The organism is Flavobacteriales bacterium, assembly GCA_021296215.1.
GTDB lineage: Bacteria > Bacteroidota > Bacteroidia > Flavobacteriales > ECT2AJA-044 > ECT2AJA-044.
Window position 1 is genome coordinate 19,551 of record JAGWBA010000006.1, and the last position, 16,955, is coordinate 36,505.

A 16,955-nucleotide genomic window follows, 5' to 3' on the forward strand; every position below is an offset into this window, starting at 1 on the left:
TATAACGTCAATTCAGGTGAATAGTACGCAAGATTTTAGTCTGTAGATCATTTGGATTAAAGGGTTTCGATACGTAGTCGTTCATACCGGCTTCTTTTACCCTGTTACTCACATCCATGAGCGCGCTTGCCGTAAGTGCAATGATGGGCACTTTAGAAAAGGGAGCGTCGGATTTTCGAATCTTCCCGGCTGCTATGTAGCCGTCTATTACTGGCATCTGGAGGTCCATGAGAACTAAGTCGTATTCTTTTTGAGCCAATGCCGTCATTACCAGTTCTCCATTCTCGACATGATCGACCTTCATTCCCCACTTCTCTAAGAACTTCTGTGCAATGATGAAATTGAATTGATTGTCTTCAACAAGCAGTACTTCTTTACCGGAAAGCTGATCCACGGAAGGCACGGCACCATTACCTGCTTCAACTGCAGCGTGACCTTCGTTCGGCAGCTCAAACTTCAAATCGAAGAAGAACTTCGATCCTTTACCCACTTCTGATTCCACCTGAACATCGGAATCGAGTAAATGTAAGAGGCGTCTCGTGATCGTTAATCCAAGCCCCGTTCCTCCGTATTGTCTCGTGATAGACGATTCGGCTTGAGAAAAATGATCGAATATGGCTCCCATCTTTTCTTCTGGAATACCGATCCCGGTATCCGAAACGGAGAATCGAGCAAGGCATACTTCCTCCGAAAGTTCTTGCACTTCGACGTTGATATTCACTTCACCGGACTCGGTGAATTTAATGGCGTTTCCAACTAGGTTATTCAATATTTGTCCGAGCCGCACACGATCACCCATGACTTTTGAGGGCAGCTTATCATCGAGCGTGCAAATAAGCCCTATACCTTTTTCTTGAGCCACGCTTTTCTGCGCTTTATACAACCCTTCCAACATGACATGAAGACTAAAGGCGTGGTGATCGATATCGATTTTACCGGCTTCGATCATACTGAAGTCGAGTACGTCATTAACCAAGCTGAGCAAGTTCTCGGCACTAAAGCTCAATATCTTCAAATTCTCGAGCTGATCGTCCCGTGGGTTTTCGTCCATGAGAATGTTACTCATACCGATCACCGCGTTCATGGGTGTCCGAATCTCATGACTCATGATCGAAAGGAACTCTGCCTTGGACTTGGAGGCTTCCTCTGCGGCTTCTTTGGCCTTTTTCAACTCGTCTTCGTAACGTTTACGGTTCGTGATGTCACGTCCGAAAACGGTTACACCATCGATCTTTTTGTCGTCGTTCAAGATCGGATGAAAGCTGTATTCCATGATCCGATCACGCGCCGTGCTTTCGAGTTCGATAGAGAATGTTTCACCGCTCAAAGCCGATCGGTACGATTCGTAAATGGCTTTCAGATTTTGAGTTAAAGGACCCTCATTCGGCAGTACGTGCTCGCCTGGCTGCAGAATATTAACGGTCACGGCAAAATGGGCATCCAGATGTGCCTGATTACCGCTAACATATCGGAGGTCGGTATCGACCAGCCATATGAGATCTTCGGTATTCTGGACGATCGTCGAATAGTTCGTTCGTTCGCGCTGCAACTGTTCCGTTCTTTTCTTGACCTTGAGTTCGAGCTCTTGATTGGTTCTATTCAACTCCCAAGCAAGGCGCTCCGAAGAAGCAAAGGAATCGGAAAAGTGCTTAGCCAGAAGGAAGCTGTGAATGAAAAGCACGGTAAAGAATCCGTAAGGAATGGCATTGATGGTATCGATGATGTTGCGGTTGTGAAGCACGTCGTTCACCACCAGGATTACCAAGATGATCATCCCGAAAAAGAAGAGATCGGCTCCACCTCGATCGCGACGCATGGCCCGGAACATTACCGAGAGCAGGTAAAAGACCACGACCACTGGAATGATCTCAAAGGCAGGAACCAAGTAATTCGAAGCGGAGGGAGATAGCAGAAGGCCCGCTAGTCCCAATTGTATGGAGATTCCAAAGAATAAGCGAACGATCCATTTGTTGGTTTCTTTCGGGAAGATCGATTCGACGTACCGAGTAAAGAAACCCATGCACAGGTAATTCCGGGTATGTCGGCGACTATGTATTCTCCAATAGCCGAAATACGACTGGCCGCCATCAAACACGCCATGGCGAACCACAGCGCACTGGGCTCATGTGAGCGCAGCCCATAAATACCGAGGTGATAAACGAACATGATGAGCAAACAACCGATCAGTAGAACGGCGGGGAAACGTTTCATTCAGCAGTGATCTAATCCCCTAAATTAATTAAATCGTTGATTCAACGAAGGCTGGAATCAATTACCTTTTCATCGGCGATATTCGGAAGGGTAATACGCAGTCCGGGGGTGCGATCCATTTCGCGCCGGATAGCAAAAAGTGCTTCGTCGTTCCGTGCCCATGCGCGCCGCGCTATGCCGTTGTTTACGTCGTAGAACAGCATAGTCTCCAAACGGCGATCGGCTTCGGCGGTACCGTCGAGCAACATGCCGAATCCTCCGTTGATCACCTCGCCCCAGCCAACACCGCCACCGTTGTGAATACTCACCCAGGTAGCGCCTCTAAAACTGTCGCCGATCACGTTTTGAATGGCCATATCGGTCGTAAACTGCGAACCGTCGTAAATGTTACTCGTTTCGCGGAAAGGCGAATCGGTTCCACTGACATCGTGGTGATCGCGACCCAATACCACCGGCCCCATCTTGCCTTCGCTAATTGCTTTGTTGAAAGCGCGGGCGATCTCTATGCGCCCTTCGGCATCGGCGTATAAAATGCGCGCTTGCGAGCCAACGACCAGCTTATTCTCTTGGGCTCCGCGGATCCATTGAATATTATCGGCCATCTGCTGTTGAATCTCCGAAGGACTTTCAACCCTCAAATTCTCGAGCACCTCACAAGCCAGATCGTCGGACAGCTGCAGGTCGACGGGGTCTCCACTGGTGCAAACCCAGCGAAACGGACCAAATCCGTAATCAAAGCACATGGGTCCCATAATATCTTGCACATAGCTGGGATAGCGAAAATCTATCCCGTTTTCAGCCATGATATCGGCTCCGGCTCTACTCGCTTCAAGCAGAAAAGCATTACCATAATCGAAGAAGTACATTCCCTGTGCAGTAAGCTCATTCACAGCTGCGGCATGTCTCCGCAAACTTGCCTGAACGTGCTTTTTGAAGGCTCCCGGATCCTTGGCCATCATTTCGTTCGACTCCTCATAGGTTAGTCCGGCCGGATAATAACCACCCGCCCATGGATTGTGAAGTGAGGTCTGATCAGATCCCAAATGTACCGCCACCTTACGTTCGGCCAATCGCTCCCAGAGGTCCACGATGTTTCCCAGGTAAGCAATGGAATGGGCTTTGCCGATCTCCATATAACTCATGGCCGCATCAATCGTGGCGTCCACATCTTCAATGACCTCATCGACCCATCCTTGTTCGTGTCGCTTATACGCGGCCTTGGGGTTCACTTCAGCCGTAATGCTCACCACTCCGGCGATGTTACCTGCCTTTGGCTGAGCTCCTGACATTCCTCCTAATCCGGCCGTGACGAAAAGCGTTTTACCCAAGTCCTCTCCCACCCGTCCGAGCTTCCGTGCCGCATTCAACACCGTGATGGTAGTTCCGTGCACGATCCCCTGTGGCCCGATGTACATGTATGATCCGGCCGTCATTTGACCGTACTGAGTAACACCCAGTGCATTGAACTTCTCCCAATCGTCGGGCTGCGAGTAGTTCGGGATCATCATTCCGTTCGTCACCACCACTCGAGGTGCATCGGGATGCGATGGAAATAGTCCCATCGGATGACCACTGTACATATGCAGCGTTTGAATCGCGGTCATTTCGCTCAAATACTGCATTGTGATCAGGTACTGAGCCCAATTCTGAAACACCGCTCCATTTCCGCCATAGGTGATCAACTCGTGCGGATGCTGGGCCACCTTGGGATTGAGGTTGTTTTGTATCATGAGCATGATCGCTGCCGCTTGCTGGCACTCAGCCGGATATTCGGCAATGGGTCGAGCGTACATATCGTAGTCGGGGCGGAAACGATACATGTAGATCCGGCCGTAGGTCGCCAATTCCTCGGCAAATTCAGGCGCCAGTTCGGCATGCCACTCTTTCGGAAAGTACCGCAAAGCGTTGCGCAATGCCAGCTTCTTCTCTTCAGCACTCAGTATCTCCTTGCGTTTGGGAGCGTGATTGATCTCCGGGTCGTACGGTTTTGGAGCGGGCAAATCGGCCGGGATTCCCTGGCGGATGGCATCGTGAAAGGCTGTAGTAGCGATCATGTTCTCTTCTTTTTGAATCCGTATGGACAGTGCCGGCAACCGTTCTTGCAACAATAGCCGCGCTTGAGGTGATATTGCTCGGTAAACACCAAGTACCCCTCTTTGGTTTTGTAATAATCGCCCGGTTCCAGCGATCGAAACTGGTCGAATCCGTCCATGCCCGCAAAGGTATTATTTCTCTACGTTTGCAGTACGATACCGAACCATGAACGCCGAACACGACTCCTTCTTCCCTATCGCAGACCCGCCGCGACAAAGTTTTGATTTTGTGCCTACGGCACGATGGGTCATTCAGCGCGACGATCAACTTCATCGATTCATATCGGGAAATAAGTTGCGCAAGCTCAAGTATTTGGTACTCAAAGCCAAGGAAGATGGCCACGACACCTTGCTCACCTTCGGCGGCGCATTCAGCAATCATTTGGCGGCCACTGCCGCGGCCGGATCCGAGTTCGGGTTCAAGACCATCGGAATCGTACGGGGCGAGGAAGTGGATCTCGATAACCCGACCCTGGCCTTGTGCCTAAAGCAGGGAATGCAGCTCGAAAGGGTGTCGCGATCCGACTACGATCGCAAATTCGACGAAGACTACAAAGACGAGCTCAACAGGCGCTTTGGTCGAGCACTTCTGATTCCCGAAGGGGGCGCGCACTATTTGGGCGTAAACGGATGCATCGAGATCATTCCCAAGTCGGAGCGCGATGAATGGGAACATGTAGTAGTGCCCGGCGGCACGGGTACCACCGCGGCCGGACTCCTACTTTCGACCGGAGCCGACACAACGGTATGGGTTTATTCATCACTCAAAGGCGGTGACTTTTTGCGGGAGGAGATCGGGAATTTGCTCTATCGATTTTTGTGGGATCGCGATGCGGTGAACGAAGAGCTGAATCGGTTGCGGGTGGTGACCGACTACCACTTCGGTGGGTACGGACAAGTTACGGATGAACTGGTCGAGTTCTTAAACGAGTTCTACCGCGAAACGGACATTCCGCTTGACCCGATCTACACCGGTAAAATGATGTGCGGACTGGTCGACGCCCTCCGGAATGATGAGGGGCCCGATCCGGATAAGCATCCGCCCGCGAGGGCGAGAACCCTCATAATTCATACGGGCGGACTCCAGGGAATTGCCGGGATCAATGCGCGGCGGAAAAGTTTGGAAAGGAGTTTGATACTGTATCAGGGTTAACGTACGTTTGTTCACGTCATGATCAGATTACTTTCGATCCTTTGTACGCTGATGACTCTGGGGGCCACAGCGCAACGCATTTCCCGCGATCAGTACATAGAGCGTTTTGCGCCGGTAGCCGTCCAGGAAATGAAAGAGTACGGCATCCCGGCGAGTATTACCCTTGCACAGGGCATCTTGGAGTCGGGCGACGGCAATTCGCGATTGGCGCAAGAAGCCAACAACCATTTTGGCATCAAATGTCACGACGATTGGAGTGGCAAAACCATCAAGCACCACGACGATAAGCGCAATGAGTGTTTTCGCGTGTACGATCACGCCCGTGAGAGTTATCGCGATCACTCGCTATTTTTAACGGAGCGATCGCGCTATTCAGAGCTGTTCGATTTAAAACCTACCGATTACAAAGGTTGGGCCCACGGGCTCAAGAAAGCCGGCTATGCCACGGATCCGAAATATGCGGATCGGTTGATAGACCTCATTGAACGGCACGAACTTTACCTTTACGATACCAACCTCGATTTGGTGGTCCCGTTCGAGGAAGATTCCGCCTATTTCGATCGGAATTCCCTCGTGGTGACCTATCACCCCAATAAGATCAAATACGTGCACATGCCGCTCGGGTATACCGTGGAGCAGGTATCGGAAGAGTTGGGCATATCGGTAAAACGCCTTTTGAAGTACAACGAACTGCGGTACGATTCGGAGTTGGAGCCGGGAGACATTGTATTCCTTCAACCCAAGAAGAACAAGGGCCTCGTAAAGACGCACCGAGTAAACAACGGCGAAACGATGTACGAGATCAGCCAACAGTACGGCATAAAGCTGCGCAAACTCTACGAGCGCAACCGAATGGTCTTTGGTGAAGAGCCCGGAGCGGGTGATTTGCTGATCCTTCGAGGGCGCAGTGATTAATCGAGAGCGTAGTTGTATACGTAGCCTTCGCTATCGGCCACAATGAGGTCGAGATTCCCATCGAGATCGAGGTCTCGTATGGTCATTCCAACATCTCCGGTAACCGGGAAACCATTCCGAGCATTCCCCGAGGCATTGATGAGCCACAGGCTGCGTGTGGGCGTGCTTCGAATACCGATCACGAAATGTGGCCCCATATCGAACAGCACAATGGAACGATCGAGCTCGGCTTTGGATTCATAACCGTAATTGACCGACGGTCCTGAAACGTTGATCTCCTGGTCTTCAAGTACGATCTGATGTCCCTTGTAATGCACCAGCATGGTCTCCGGATCGGATATTCCGACATCGGTCATGTCTACCGTGCCGTTAAAGAAGATGTTCGTGAGCTGACCCGACTTGGAAAGGCTGACCAAGCGCGAATCGCCCAGCGTTTGGCCTTTAACGAGGTACAATTTTGGATCGCGAAGATCGAGTTTCGAAGATAGTGTCACGCGCTCTTGACCTCTTCGATTGCGCAAGGTTACTTGGCCATCGGCCAGGAAGAAAGCCAAATAATCGCGCCCGGAAATCTGGAATAACTCCGGCGAACCGATCACCTCTTGTGGTGCTTGCGCAAATTCCCAGCCCAAAATCGGTTGGCCGTCTGCTCCATAGATCAGCACGCGCTTACCACAGGCCAAGAAGATCCGGTAATTGCGATTGTTGTCGTAGTCGAAAACGTTTACCTGCGCACTGGCCTGCCCCGGCAGATTAATAGGAAAACCATCCACGTCCTTACCGTTTCGGTCGAGCATGTAAAGCTTGTTACCCGTATTGAACAGGTACTGCAACTTGCCATTCTTATACCGATCGACTTGGTGAATATCGCTGGTGATCTGCCCTGAAATGGCCCTCCGCCAAAGGATATCGCCTTTCGAATCGATCAAATAAACCACGTTGGCGGCGTCTTGAGTCATCACTTCGTACCGCTTGCTATAGTGATTCTTCACGATCACCGGCGCATATGTAGCCACAGTATCCAGCGTGATGGCCCACTGAAGTCGCGTTTCTACCTGCTCCTCGGTTCTGAACCGAACAATCAGTTGAGTATGCGCCGCCTTATCTTCCATTTCCATTTGCCATCCTAAAGCGGCGATCTCATTCCACTCTTCCTTGCGACTAGTGAGCCCCTCGGCAAATTCAGTGCGTGTTACCGCTTGTAAAAGGCTCAGTGCCTGAGGGTTTTCGGCGTACAAGAATACATGGCTTTTATTGCTTAGCTCCTCGCGGAGCGATGCGAAAGTAGGGTCGTCATTCAACGTTCTTCCTCCGCGGTTATCATTGAGGAACTGCTTTATGATGAGTTCGTCCGGCGCAATGACCACATAATCTCTGTAGGTCGTGTAATAGCAAGTATTCATCGCTTTGTACATCCGGCCAAAAACGATCTGAAAAGCGCTCTTTTCGATCTTTCGGATCACAAAATCATCGTACTGGATCACCTCTGGCTCAGCCTCGGCCCCCAGGGCCTGCTCTGCCAGTCGCTTATCTCGGAATTTGATGAGTCCGACCGAGCTACTCGCCCAATCAGCCCCGGGATTTTCGAGCAAAGCCAGTCCGAATTCAGTATCGACCCACGAAGTATAGGCCTTATAGCGCTGACTTTGATCTTTCAACACAAGGAGCTTATCGGATCGATTCAATTGACGAAGTAAAGTTTCGTACTCGCGTTGATAGCTCGCGAAGTTCTCGAAACTGATAGCCGCAACGGCGGCTGTATTGTTGGGAAGTAGGTCGAGCAACTGGTTCTTTCGGGCTGGGTTACCTCTGAACAGACTCATGTAATTGGCGATCGAATCGGATACCTGAGTGAGTCCGCTCGCGATCATGCGATCGCTCTTAAAGGCAAGGTCAAGTTCGGTCCATTCAGCCCCGCGATCGAGCCAAGTGAACGAACCGGCCTTCATACGCTTTTGAGCCCACTCGCCCAAAGCAGCGTACTGGATATATAGATTTACGGGGTCCTTGCGATTTGCCGTTCCGTGAAGTGATTGAAATACGGGATCGGAGAGTAGGCCCACCTTCGCTTTCAATTGACGGAGGGCATCCTCAACGAGAAGGTCGCTTTGCGATGCAACAACGAGTCCGAGGGCTTCGGCCACATAAAAGGAAACTCCGCTCTTTGGAAGCTGGATCTCAACGATCGTATGACCGTCGTACTCACGTGCTTTATCGATGTTAGCTTGAGCCCATCGCATATACAACTCGTCGAGATAGATGTGCTTGGACTTTTCAAGTGTAATGAGCAGATCGTAGGAATTTGCACCCGATTCGTGCCACGAAACGCAAATGGGTCCAACTTTATCAACGGCGACTCCCGCGGTCAACTCATCCCAAATGTCCGAGCCCTCCTCCATGGAGGTCTTTAAATAAGCGGTGGAGTCGAGCCGTTCCCACAACCGCGTTTTCATCGTGTGTTCCGTCGCCTCCGATGCATCGTTGATCTGCGCGATCATTGCCGCGTTCACCGGAACGGCTTGAAGCACGTCTTCTGCACCTCGGTCTTGAGTACACGAAACGATGAATAAAACGAAGAGTAAAAGCGTCGATCGAACAAATCGTATCATAGGTCTGGGGTTTGGCACAAAAATAAGGATTAGATGTCCAATTTCATTTGCTTGGGCAACAGTTGAAAGCTCTTTCGGTGGAGGTCGGTAGCACCGAACTCCGCTATGGCCTTTCGGTGTTCGGCGGTCGGGTAACCTTTGTTCTTTTGCCACCCGTATTGGGGGTATTCACCAGCCGCCTTCACCATGAGCTCATCGCGGTGTGTTTTAGCCAATACTGAGGCAGCCGAAATGCTCAAATAGGTACCATCTCCCCCTACCACCGTTTCGTATGGAATATCGCCGTAGGGCTTGAATCGATTGCCATCGACCAAAACAAGTTCGGGTTGTGGGATGAGCTGTAAAAGAGCGCGGTGCATTCCCTCTATCGAAGCCCAAAGGATATTGAGCTTATCGACTTCATGAGGAGGAACTATGGAAACTCCCCAAGTAATAGCTTCTTTTTCGATGATGGGCCGAAGTGCTTCGCGACGTTTTTCGGTGATCTGTTTAGAATCGTTGAGCCATGGATGGTGAAAATCTTTCGGCAATATACACGCGGCGGCGACCACGGGGCCGGCTAAACAACCACGACCGGCTTCATCGCATCCGGCCGCGATGCCGCCAAAATCATAATGAACCGGCATCCGACATCATTTTTTCGAAGCTTTGCCAATAGCGTTCGGCGGATCGATCCCAGCTGAATTCGCGCGAGCGTTCGAGGGCCAGAGCGGCATAGGATTCGCGCTCGGCACGATCCGTAGCCATGCGAACCATGGCATTGCGGATGGAGTCGATATTGAGGGGATCGAATAGGAGACCGGCATCACCCGTGACTTCGGGCAGAGCTGTTGCGTCTGCGGCCAGTACCGGCACACCGCACTGCATGGCCTCGACGAGCGGTATTCCAAACCCTTCGTATGTGCTGGGTAATATGAGCGCGTCGGCCGCCGCGATGGATTTGTGCAATGGCTCGTTATCGAGCCGCCCCGCGAAGACCACCTGATCGGTGCGCTGCATATTCTTGTAGGCCGATTCGATCTCGTCGGTCAAGAACATTTTTTCGCCTACAATAAGCAATTTATGTGGGAGGTCGGTGGTCGATTTAAGCAAATCGAATGCTTGCAGCAATCGGCCCACATTTTTTCTCGGGTTCAGTGCCCCGACGAAAACAAAGTAGGGCGCTCCGCTGGTATGCGTACTTCGAAAGCTCTGTATTGCATCGTCCCCGATCGGTTGAAAACGCTCGTGCGCGCCATTGTAGACTACGTCGATCTTATCCAATGGCACCTTGTATCGATCGTGGATATCCTGTTTAGAGAATTCCGATACTGTCTGCAGTCGATCGGCGTGGCGAGCAAAGAGCTTAAAGTAATAGAGATAGTACTGTCGCGTAAGCCAGGGCAGGTTCTCCGGTGTTTCCTCGAAGTTGAGATCGTGGATCAACGTTGAGCTGGGTACGTCGGCTTTAAGGCTGAGATAGCCGTCGGTACTAAGAAAAGCGCTTACATTGTGCTTTCGCAGTGCGGTCGGAATACTTCTTTCGAAGTACCAATACCACAAATACGGGTGTCTAGCGGGCGGAAAAAGCTTGACCGGCGTTACGTTTTCTCCGAAGATGAACACGTCCGAAAAGGGTCGATCGAAATAAAATAGGAATTCGTGCTCGGAGTGAGCGCACGTGACACGTTTAAAGATCTCGTAGGTGAATCTACCGATCCCTTCGAGTTTTCCCTCCAGTAAAAATCGAGTATTGACCGCGATGCGCATGGGCTCAAATGTACGAATTCGCCGGTCCCTTGGCACGCGTGCTTTTGCGTACATTTGCGCTTATGCGCGAAAAGGTGAAGCGGAAATGGGGCTACATTCGCAAGGATGCGAATTTGATGCAGCTTCTCACGAGTTCCGGGTTGGTGCTTTTCTTCAAAGTATCCGGGGCCTTGGCCGGTTATTTATTCACGTACCTCGTTTCGAATTTCTACGGGGCTGGGATCTACGGTATTTATGAACTATGCTACACGGCGATCATGATCGCAGGTGTGGTAGGCCGATTGGGGCTCGATGGAGCTCTGGTTCGTTTTTTGGCGGAATTCAAATCAAAAGAGCAGTTCGGTACCCTTCGGCGCGTGTATCGCAAATCGGTAACGGCGAGCTTTGTGCTTTCCATTGCACTGGGAGCCGGGCTATATCTCCTCGCTCCCATTTTGGCCGCAAATCTCGGCGAAGACCATGAATCACTTGCACAAGCCTTCAAGGTCACGGCATTTCTGATTCCGCTGTTCGTGATGCTCGGCATAAATTCCGAATCGCTCCGCGGACTCAAACGCATGACCGACTACGCGGCCCTTCAACACGGCACCATAGTGCTCATAGGAGCAATTGGGGTTTGGCTGACCTACCAAAAGGTACCGGAGCATTTGGCACCGCTGTACGGATATGGAGGTGGAGTGATATTACTCCTGATCGTAAGCATTTTCGTCGTTCGCCGACGAATAGCACAGGTGGGTTCGGTTTCGGCTCCCGGACCGGGCGTACCGTTCCGAACCGTGCTCAATGTTGCGTTACCAATACTGTTGAGCACCTCCATGTTCTTGGTCATCAGCTGGACCGACACCCTTATGATCGGCTACTTCATCGACGAAACCAATGTGGGCATTTACCGGATTGCCTTTAAGATCGCCACGCTCATCACCTTTGCTCAGTTTGCCATCAACAGCATTGCCGCGCCCATGTTCAGCGAGTTCTTCACAAAAAAGGATATGGAGGGCATTCGACGTACCACCCATCAGATCGGGTACTTGAATCTGGCCTTGAGCACTCCTATATTTTTGATCATCGTATTGGCCCCGACCTTTGTGCTGGGTCTTTTTGGACCGGAATTCAAAGTGGCCGCGGTTACGGTGATCGTTCTGGCGGCCGGACAACTCGTCAATGCCCTGTGTGGCCCAGTTTTGTACATTCTCAACATGACCGGTAAGGAAAAAGTGGCACAGCGCATCATGATCATCACGAGCATTTTGAACGTAGGGTTGAACCTTTGGCTCATTCCGGGGTACGGCTTCCGCGGTGCTGCCATCGCCACCAGCTTTAGCATGATGCTTTGGAACATACTGGCTGTCATCTACATTCGTCGTGTTTACGGCGTTATCACCTTCCCATTATTCGCCCTATGGAAAAAGTAAATTTCTTTTTGATCGGGGCGGCCAAATGCGGGACCACTGCGCTGTACGAGCGTATGAAGCACCACCCCGAAATATACCTTTCGCCCCTCAAGGAGCCCAACTACTGGAGCACAGATATCGACATTGCGCAGTTCTCTGCGGCCTTTAAGGCCAACACGCCATTGGATCTCAGCGCCTACCTGCTTCAGGAGCCCCTTCCCGAAAAACCTGTTGGCTTCCTACGGAACGAAGGCCATTACGCGCGATTATTCGACGCCGTGCAAAACGAAAAAATGGTGGGCGAGTGTTCGACCAGCTATTTGTATTCGGAAGTGGCCGCGGAACGAATAGCCAAAGCCCATCCCGATGCGAAGATATTGGTGGTACTGCGCGATCCGGTGGAGCGACTATTCTCGCATTACCTCATGGCCCGGAAGTACGGTTTCGTCACCGAAGACCTTAAAGTGGCCGTGGATCGCGATTTCTCCAGAGAAAATAAAGGCTGGGGGCGCAGCGAACTGTTCGTGGAGTTAGGGCTCTATGGAAAGCAGCTGGAACGGTGGTACGAGCATTTCGGCCGAAGTCAGATCAAGGTGTTATTTACGCCTCAGCTGAACGAGGAGGACACCTACTCCGAGCTGTACGAATGGTTGGGGGTAGGTGAAAATCGTGCCGCAGGCACAAAAATCAAAAACGAAGAAAAAACGAATTCGGCTGGATTAGCGCGCTTTGAAGGATTAAATAAGTGGTTGACCGATAGCGGATTGAAAAAGGCCCTAGGGGCCATAGTACCACTGAATTTTAAGCGAAAACTGCTGAATTTATACTACACTGACGTAAATTTGCCGACCCTTAGCGAGGCGGACCGAAAATATTTGTCCGGTTTTTACGCTAAAGATAAGGAGCGTTTGGAGGCTGTACTGCAGCGACCGGTGCCCTGGAACTAAACCTGAAGTCATGAACCTGGATTCGAGTAACCTGATCGTTTATCTGTATCGGTGGCGCAAGCCTTTGATCATCGTAACTTTTTTATCGGCGGTAGCGGCGGCTATTTTCAGTGCCCCGGTGTTTATTCCGCCCAAGTACCAATCGACCGTAGTCTTGTTCCCGGCGACCACAAACTCTGTTTCGAGCGCGTTGCTTGGAGAGCGTAATGCCTACACGGCGGACATCCTTGAGTTCGGTAAGGAAGAAGAGGCCGAGCAGATGCTTCAGATCCTTTACTCCGATGAGATCCGAGATAAGGTAGTGCGGAAGTTCAACCTGATGGATCACTACGATATCGCCCCGGATTCGAAATACCGAATGACCGCCCTGTACAAGGAGTTTTCGAGCAATATCACCTACCGACGTACGGAGTATATGTCGGTAGAGATCACCGTACTCGATACCGACCCTAATCTGGCTGCGGACATTGCCAACGAGATCGCCGTGCTGCTCGACTCGGTAAAGAGCCGCGTTCAGAAAGAGCGTGCGTACGAAGGACTGCGCATCGTTGAGAAAGAGTATAAGAATTTGCGTCGCGAGGTGAAGGCGATGGAAGACAGCTTGCGCGATCTGCGTGTGAAGGGAATTCACGATTACGAAGGACAATCGGCCGTATTGAGCGAGCAAATCGCCACGGCGATGATCGAGAACCGGAATAGCGTGGCCGACGATCTGCAAGCGCGGTTGGACACTTTGGCTAAATACGGTGGAGCCTATACTTCGCTGCGCGATCAGCTGAAGTATCGGTACGAAGAGCTGAACTTGCTTAAAACGCGCTACGAAGAAGCGAAAGTGGATGCCGAGGTGAGTCTTCCACACAAGTTTATCGTGAACGAAGCATTTCCGGCCGAGAAGAAGAGCTATCCGATACGTTGGCTTATCGTAGCCATGAGTACCATGGGCGGATTCGTACTGACGCTGTTGGTCATCATCGTTCTCGACACCTTGCGCAAGGCTACTTCCAACGAAGAGAGTGCCTAAAGCATGGACAAGATCCTGAATCAGCGGAATATTTTGATCGTCGGACTCCTGTTCGTGGCGATCAATACCCTGTTGATCACTCGGGAATTCTTTTGGGCCGGACTAGTCCCGTTTGCCCTTTTTATCGTGGTATTGGCACTGTTATCGATGGACAAGCTGTTGTTGCTCATCGCTTTCCTGACGCCGCTATCCGTTAACTTAACCGAAATGGGACTCGGTTTGGGCGTAGGTATGGCATTGCCTACCGATCCGCTCATGTTTGGGATACTGCTGATCTTCGCCATTCGAGTATTTCACGAAGGGGGGTTCGATAAGCGGGTCATCTGGCATCCGATCAGTTTGATCATCATTTTGCAGCTGGTGTGGATGTTCTTTACGAGCATGACTTCTACCATGCCGTTGGTTTCGTTCAAGTTCTTGATATCGCGGCTGTGGTATGTGGTGAGTTTCTACTTTTTGGCCACTCAGCTCTTTAAGCGGCGCAAGCAGATCGTGAGGTACTTTTGGGCCTACATCATGGGCTTGGCAATCGTCATCGTTTATACGGTATACCAACACTACTTGAACGCCTTCGACGAGCAGGCGGCCCATTGGGTCATGTCGCCCTTTTTCAAGGACCACACCTCGTACGGCGCCTTACTGGCTTTCTTTTTTCCGGCCTTGCTGGGCCTTACCTTGGTCAATGCCAAAAGCAATCAAATGCGAGCACTCATGGGTATTGTCGTCCTGGTTTTCATCGGAGGTATCATTCTCTCGTATACCCGGGCGGCCTGGTTGAGCTTGATCGCCGCATTGATCGTGTACTTGCTGATGGTATTCAAGGTGCGTTTTCAGTACATCCTCTTTATGCTGGCCATCGTGGTCGGCTCCTTTGCCATGGTGCAGGAAGAGCTTATGATGAAGCTCGAAAAGAACGATCAGGACAGCTCCGGTGATTTGGTTGAGCACGTACAGTCCATGAGTAACATCTCCACGGATGCATCGAACCTGGAGCGAATAAATCGGTGGAAATCGGCCTGGCGTATGTTCTTGGACAAGCCGGTGATGGGTTTTGGGCCGAACACCTATCAGTTTCAATACGCCCCTTATCAGCACCCCAACGAAAAGACCATCATCAGCACCAACAACGCAGATATGGGGAATGCTCACAGCGAGTACTTGGGTCCGCTGGCCGAGCAGGGTTTCCTAGGTCCGATATGGGTACTTCTTCTGGTTGGTGTGTTGTTCTACAAGGGTATCACCCTGTACATGGAACTCCCCTCGGGTCAACTTCGCATGCTGACCGTGATCGCAACGTTGGGATTGGTGACCTACTGGACCCATGCTTTTCTGAACAACTTTCTGGATACGGACAAGGCTTCAGTGGCCGTTTGGGGGTGTTTGGCCGTACTTACGGCCATAGAGGTTTACCACCTACCGAATATAGAAAAGCGCGACCAAGAATAACTCCTGGCCGCGTCGCAGGTCCATCGCGCCGTAGGCGCAAATTTTATTTTACTCGCTCCATATACTTACCGTCTTCGGTATTCACCTTGATCTTGTCGCCTTCGTTGATGAAGAGCGGAACCTTGATCTCGGCGCCCGTTTCGACCGTTGCCGGCTTGGTGGCGTTGGTAGCGGTATCTCCTTTAATCCCGGGCTCGGTGTAGGTTACCTCGAGCTCGATAGAAGCCGGGAGATCGCAAGTTAGCGGCGTTTCGTTGGCGGCATCGAAAAGGATCTGCACTTCCATACCCTCTTTCATGAGGTCCGGGGCATCCATCATTTCCTTAGCCAGGAAGATCTGCGTATAATCGTTGGTATTCATGAAGTGAAAACCCTGATCGTCGTTGTAGAGGTACTGGTAGGTAAGGTTCTCAACGCGCAGGTAATCGATCTTGTGCCCGGCCGGAAACGTATGATCGAGTACTTTCCCCACGGTCAAACTCTTGATCTTGGTGCGGACAAAGGCGGCGCCTTTACCGGGTTTCACATGTTGAAACTCCACGATCTTCCAGATGTCGTGCTTGTGGCGAATGCAAAGTCCTTTGCGGATGTCTGAAGTAGTTGCCATTCTTGAATTCTTAATTTTTAAGGCTTAATTATCGTCGAGCCCGGAGCTCGCTGCCCATTTATCCTCGCGAAGCCAATCGTACTTTGCGCAGCAGAACAACCTTTGCGCAGCAAAATTTCCTCGCCGAAGGCGAATATCCTTCACCTGTGAAATGCTTTGTGCCTGCGGCACGATGCTCAATATGCGCTTCATTTAAAGTCTTCAATGCGAAGTTCGCGATCACAAAAATAGTATTCCTCGGCGTTTTCGTTACTCGCCACCAATACGATACGGTCTCGCCCCATCTCTTCCATGAGTTCACGATACCATTCGACCCCCTTTTTATCGAGGTTCGACGTGGGCTCGTCGAGTAGTAACACAGGTGTATCGGCCATGATCGCTACGATCAACCGAACCCGCTGTTTCATTCCCGAGGAGAAGTACTTGATCTCGCGATCTGCAGCCTCTTCGAGATATGCCTTTTTTACGAGCTCTTCTATCGTCCAAGGTGATTTCCAAGGCTTCAGCTTTCCGCAAAAGGCAAAGAACTCCCGCAAGGTATATTCTTCGATGAGCTCGAGGTACGGCGCCGCCAAACTCGTAAAGAAAAACTGTTTGCCCGAATCCACCTCTTCTTCTTCGTCGAAAAGTCGTACGTCCCCTTCAAAGGGCATCAAGGCTCTTGATAACGTTTTGAGTAATGTGCTCTTGCCCGATCCATTTCCACCTAAGATCACGGCTGATTCACCGCTTTGAAGGGTGAGGTCGACCGATCTGAAAACGAATCTCCGATGATATGCCTGACTCAGGTTTTGGGCCTCGAGACGAAACATG

General features: G+C 51.1%; 16 protein-coding genes. 6 read left to right on the forward strand and 10 right to left on the reverse strand.

Annotated elements, in window-relative coordinates:
- Positions 1-7: 7 nt before the first annotated feature.
- The 4 genes from J4F31_01795 to J4F31_01810 are packed head-to-tail and all read right to left on the reverse strand — an operon-like array spanning position 8 to position 4,423.
- Positions 8-2,020, reverse strand: a complete 2,013-nt coding sequence (locus tag J4F31_01795) for a response regulator (protein ID MCE2495315.1) — start codon at positions 2,018-2,020, stop codon at positions 8-10.
- Positions 1,921-2,211, reverse strand: coding sequence for a hypothetical protein (locus J4F31_01800; GenBank protein ID MCE2495316.1), 291 nt, complete (start codon positions 2,209-2,211; stop codon positions 1,921-1,923). The genes J4F31_01795 and J4F31_01800 overlap by 100 nt, the downstream gene beginning before the upstream one ends.
- A 41-nt stretch (positions 2,212-2,252) precedes the next feature.
- The gene (locus J4F31_01805; GenBank protein MCE2495317.1) at positions 2,253-4,265 is read right to left on the reverse strand and encodes a urocanate hydratase; all 2,013 of its coding nucleotides are present in this window, start codon (positions 4,263-4,265) and stop codon (positions 2,253-2,255) included.
- Complete coding sequence (locus J4F31_01810; GenBank protein MCE2495318.1) at positions 4,262-4,423, reverse strand: hypothetical protein; 162 nt, start codon at positions 4,421-4,423, stop codon at positions 4,262-4,264. The genes J4F31_01805 and J4F31_01810 overlap by 4 nt, the downstream gene beginning before the upstream one ends.
- A 47-nt stretch (positions 4,424-4,470) precedes the next feature.
- Here J4F31_01810 and J4F31_01815 point away from each other — a divergent pair, with 47 nt between their 5' ends.
- Together J4F31_01815 and J4F31_01820 are read left to right on the forward strand one after the other, a co-directional pair.
- A complete protein-coding gene (locus tag J4F31_01815) occupies positions 4,471-5,457 on the forward strand; it encodes a 1-aminocyclopropane-1-carboxylate deaminase/D-cysteine desulfhydrase (protein ID MCE2495319.1) in 987 nt (328 codons plus the stop codon).
- 18 nt (positions 5,458-5,475) lie between these two features.
- Positions 5,476-6,372, forward strand: a complete 897-nt coding sequence (locus tag J4F31_01820; protein MCE2495320.1) for a glucosaminidase domain-containing protein — start codon at positions 5,476-5,478, stop codon at positions 6,370-6,372.
- Here J4F31_01820 and J4F31_01825 read toward each other — a convergent pair.
- From J4F31_01825 to J4F31_01835, 3 genes are read right to left on the reverse strand one after another with little or no spacing between them, the layout of a single operon-like run.
- The gene (locus tag J4F31_01825) at positions 6,369-8,981 is read right to left on the reverse strand and encodes a hypothetical protein (protein ID MCE2495321.1); all 2,613 of its coding nucleotides are present in this window, start codon (positions 8,979-8,981) and stop codon (positions 6,369-6,371) included. The two genes, J4F31_01820 and J4F31_01825, sit on opposite strands and share 4 nt — an antisense overlap.
- Before the next feature lie 29 nt (positions 8,982-9,010).
- Entirely contained in the window at positions 9,011-9,607 is a 597-nt protein-coding gene (locus J4F31_01830) for a ribonuclease HII (protein ID MCE2495322.1), read from the reverse strand.
- Positions 9,591-10,730 carry a glycosyltransferase family 4 protein gene (locus tag J4F31_01835; protein MCE2495323.1) on the reverse strand — a complete coding sequence of 380 codons (1,140 nt, stop codon included), beginning with the start codon at positions 10,728-10,730 and terminating at the stop codon, positions 9,591-9,593. Before J4F31_01835 ends, J4F31_01830 begins: the two co-directional genes overlap by 17 nt.
- Positions 10,731-10,792: 62 nt before the next feature.
- Between J4F31_01835 and J4F31_01840 the strand changes: the two genes are divergently transcribed.
- Genes J4F31_01840 through J4F31_01855 form a run of 4 tightly spaced genes read left to right on the forward strand, consistent with a single transcriptional unit; the run spans position 10,793 to position 15,535 of the window.
- The gene (locus J4F31_01840) at positions 10,793-12,142 is read left to right on the forward strand and encodes a flippase (GenBank protein ID MCE2495324.1); all 1,350 of its coding nucleotides are present in this window, start codon (positions 10,793-10,795) and stop codon (positions 12,140-12,142) included.
- Positions 12,130-13,068, forward strand: a complete 939-nt coding sequence (locus J4F31_01845) for a sulfotransferase (protein ID MCE2495325.1) — start codon at positions 12,130-12,132, stop codon at positions 13,066-13,068. Before J4F31_01840 ends, J4F31_01845 begins: the two co-directional genes overlap by 13 nt.
- A 10-nt stretch (positions 13,069-13,078) precedes the next feature.
- Positions 13,079-14,089 carry a hypothetical protein gene (locus J4F31_01850; protein MCE2495326.1) on the forward strand — a complete coding sequence of 337 codons (1,011 nt, stop codon included), beginning with the start codon at positions 13,079-13,081 and terminating at the stop codon, positions 14,087-14,089.
- A gap of 3 nt (positions 14,090-14,092) precedes the next feature.
- Positions 14,093-15,535, forward strand: coding sequence for an O-antigen ligase family protein (locus J4F31_01855; GenBank protein ID MCE2495327.1), 1,443 nt, complete (start codon positions 14,093-14,095; stop codon positions 15,533-15,535).
- Positions 15,536-15,578: 43 nt separating this feature from the next.
- On the opposite strand, the gene efp is transcribed toward J4F31_01855, so the two are convergent.
- Genes efp through J4F31_01870 form a run of 3 tightly spaced genes read right to left on the reverse strand, consistent with a single transcriptional unit; the run spans position 15,579 to position 16,954 of the window.
- Positions 15,579-16,142 (reverse strand): elongation factor P, encoded by a 564-nt coding sequence (gene efp, locus J4F31_01860; GenBank protein ID MCE2495328.1) that lies wholly within the window; start codon positions 16,140-16,142, stop codon positions 15,579-15,581.
- Between the two features lie 24 nt (positions 16,143-16,166).
- The gene (locus J4F31_01865; protein MCE2495329.1) at positions 16,167-16,334 is read right to left on the reverse strand and encodes a hypothetical protein; all 168 of its coding nucleotides are present in this window, start codon (positions 16,332-16,334) and stop codon (positions 16,167-16,169) included.
- Positions 16,331-16,954, reverse strand: coding sequence for an ABC transporter ATP-binding protein (locus J4F31_01870; protein MCE2495330.1), 624 nt, complete (start codon positions 16,952-16,954; stop codon positions 16,331-16,333). The genes J4F31_01865 and J4F31_01870 overlap by 4 nt, the downstream gene beginning before the upstream one ends.
- Position 16,955 lies beyond the last annotated feature (1 nt).

Bases quoted from the DNA above. Each gene is read 5' to 3' on its own strand.
- J4F31_01865 (MCE2495329.1), bottom strand. From the start codon at position 16,334: ATGAAGCGCATATTGAGCATCGTGCCGCAGGCACAAAGCATTTCACAG.
- J4F31_01815 (MCE2495319.1), top strand. From the start codon at position 4,471: ATGAACGCCGAACACGACTCCTTCTTCCCTATCGCAGACCCGCCGCGA.
- J4F31_01820 (MCE2495320.1), top strand. From the start codon at position 5,476: ATGATCAGATTACTTTCGATCCTTTGTACGCTGATGACTCTGGGGGCC.
- J4F31_01845 (MCE2495325.1), top strand. From the start codon at position 12,130: ATGGAAAAAGTAAATTTCTTTTTGATCGGGGCGGCCAAATGCGGGACC.
- J4F31_01805 (MCE2495317.1), bottom strand. From the start codon at position 4,265: ATGATCGCTACTACAGCCTTTCACGATGCCATCCGCCAGGGAATCCCG.
- J4F31_01825 (MCE2495321.1), bottom strand. From the start codon at position 8,981: ATGATACGATTTGTTCGATCGACGCTTTTACTCTTCGTTTTATTCATC.
- J4F31_01810 (MCE2495318.1), bottom strand. From the start codon at position 4,423: ATGGACGGATTCGACCAGTTTCGATCGCTGGAACCGGGCGATTATTAC.
- J4F31_01850 (MCE2495326.1), top strand. From the start codon at position 13,079: ATGAACCTGGATTCGAGTAACCTGATCGTTTATCTGTATCGGTGGCGC.
- J4F31_01800 (MCE2495316.1), bottom strand. From the start codon at position 2,211: ATGAAACGTTTCCCCGCCGTTCTACTGATCGGTTGTTTGCTCATCATG.
- J4F31_01795 (MCE2495315.1), bottom strand. From the start codon at position 2,020: ATGGGTTTCTTTACTCGGTACGTCGAATCGATCTTCCCGAAAGAAACC.
- J4F31_01855 (MCE2495327.1), top strand. From the start codon at position 14,093: ATGGACAAGATCCTGAATCAGCGGAATATTTTGATCGTCGGACTCCTG.
- J4F31_01835 (MCE2495323.1), bottom strand. From the start codon at position 10,730: ATGCGCATCGCGGTCAATACTCGATTTTTACTGGAGGGAAAACTCGAA.
- J4F31_01840 (MCE2495324.1), top strand. From the start codon at position 10,793: ATGCGCGAAAAGGTGAAGCGGAAATGGGGCTACATTCGCAAGGATGCG.
- efp (MCE2495328.1), bottom strand. From the start codon at position 16,142: ATGGCAACTACTTCAGACATCCGCAAAGGACTTTGCATTCGCCACAAG.
- J4F31_01870 (MCE2495330.1), bottom strand. From the start codon at position 16,954: ATGTTTCGTCTCGAGGCCCAAAACCTGAGTCAGGCATATCATCGGAGA.
- J4F31_01830 (MCE2495322.1), bottom strand. From the start codon at position 9,607: ATGCCGGTTCATTATGATTTTGGCGGCATCGCGGCCGGATGCGATGAA.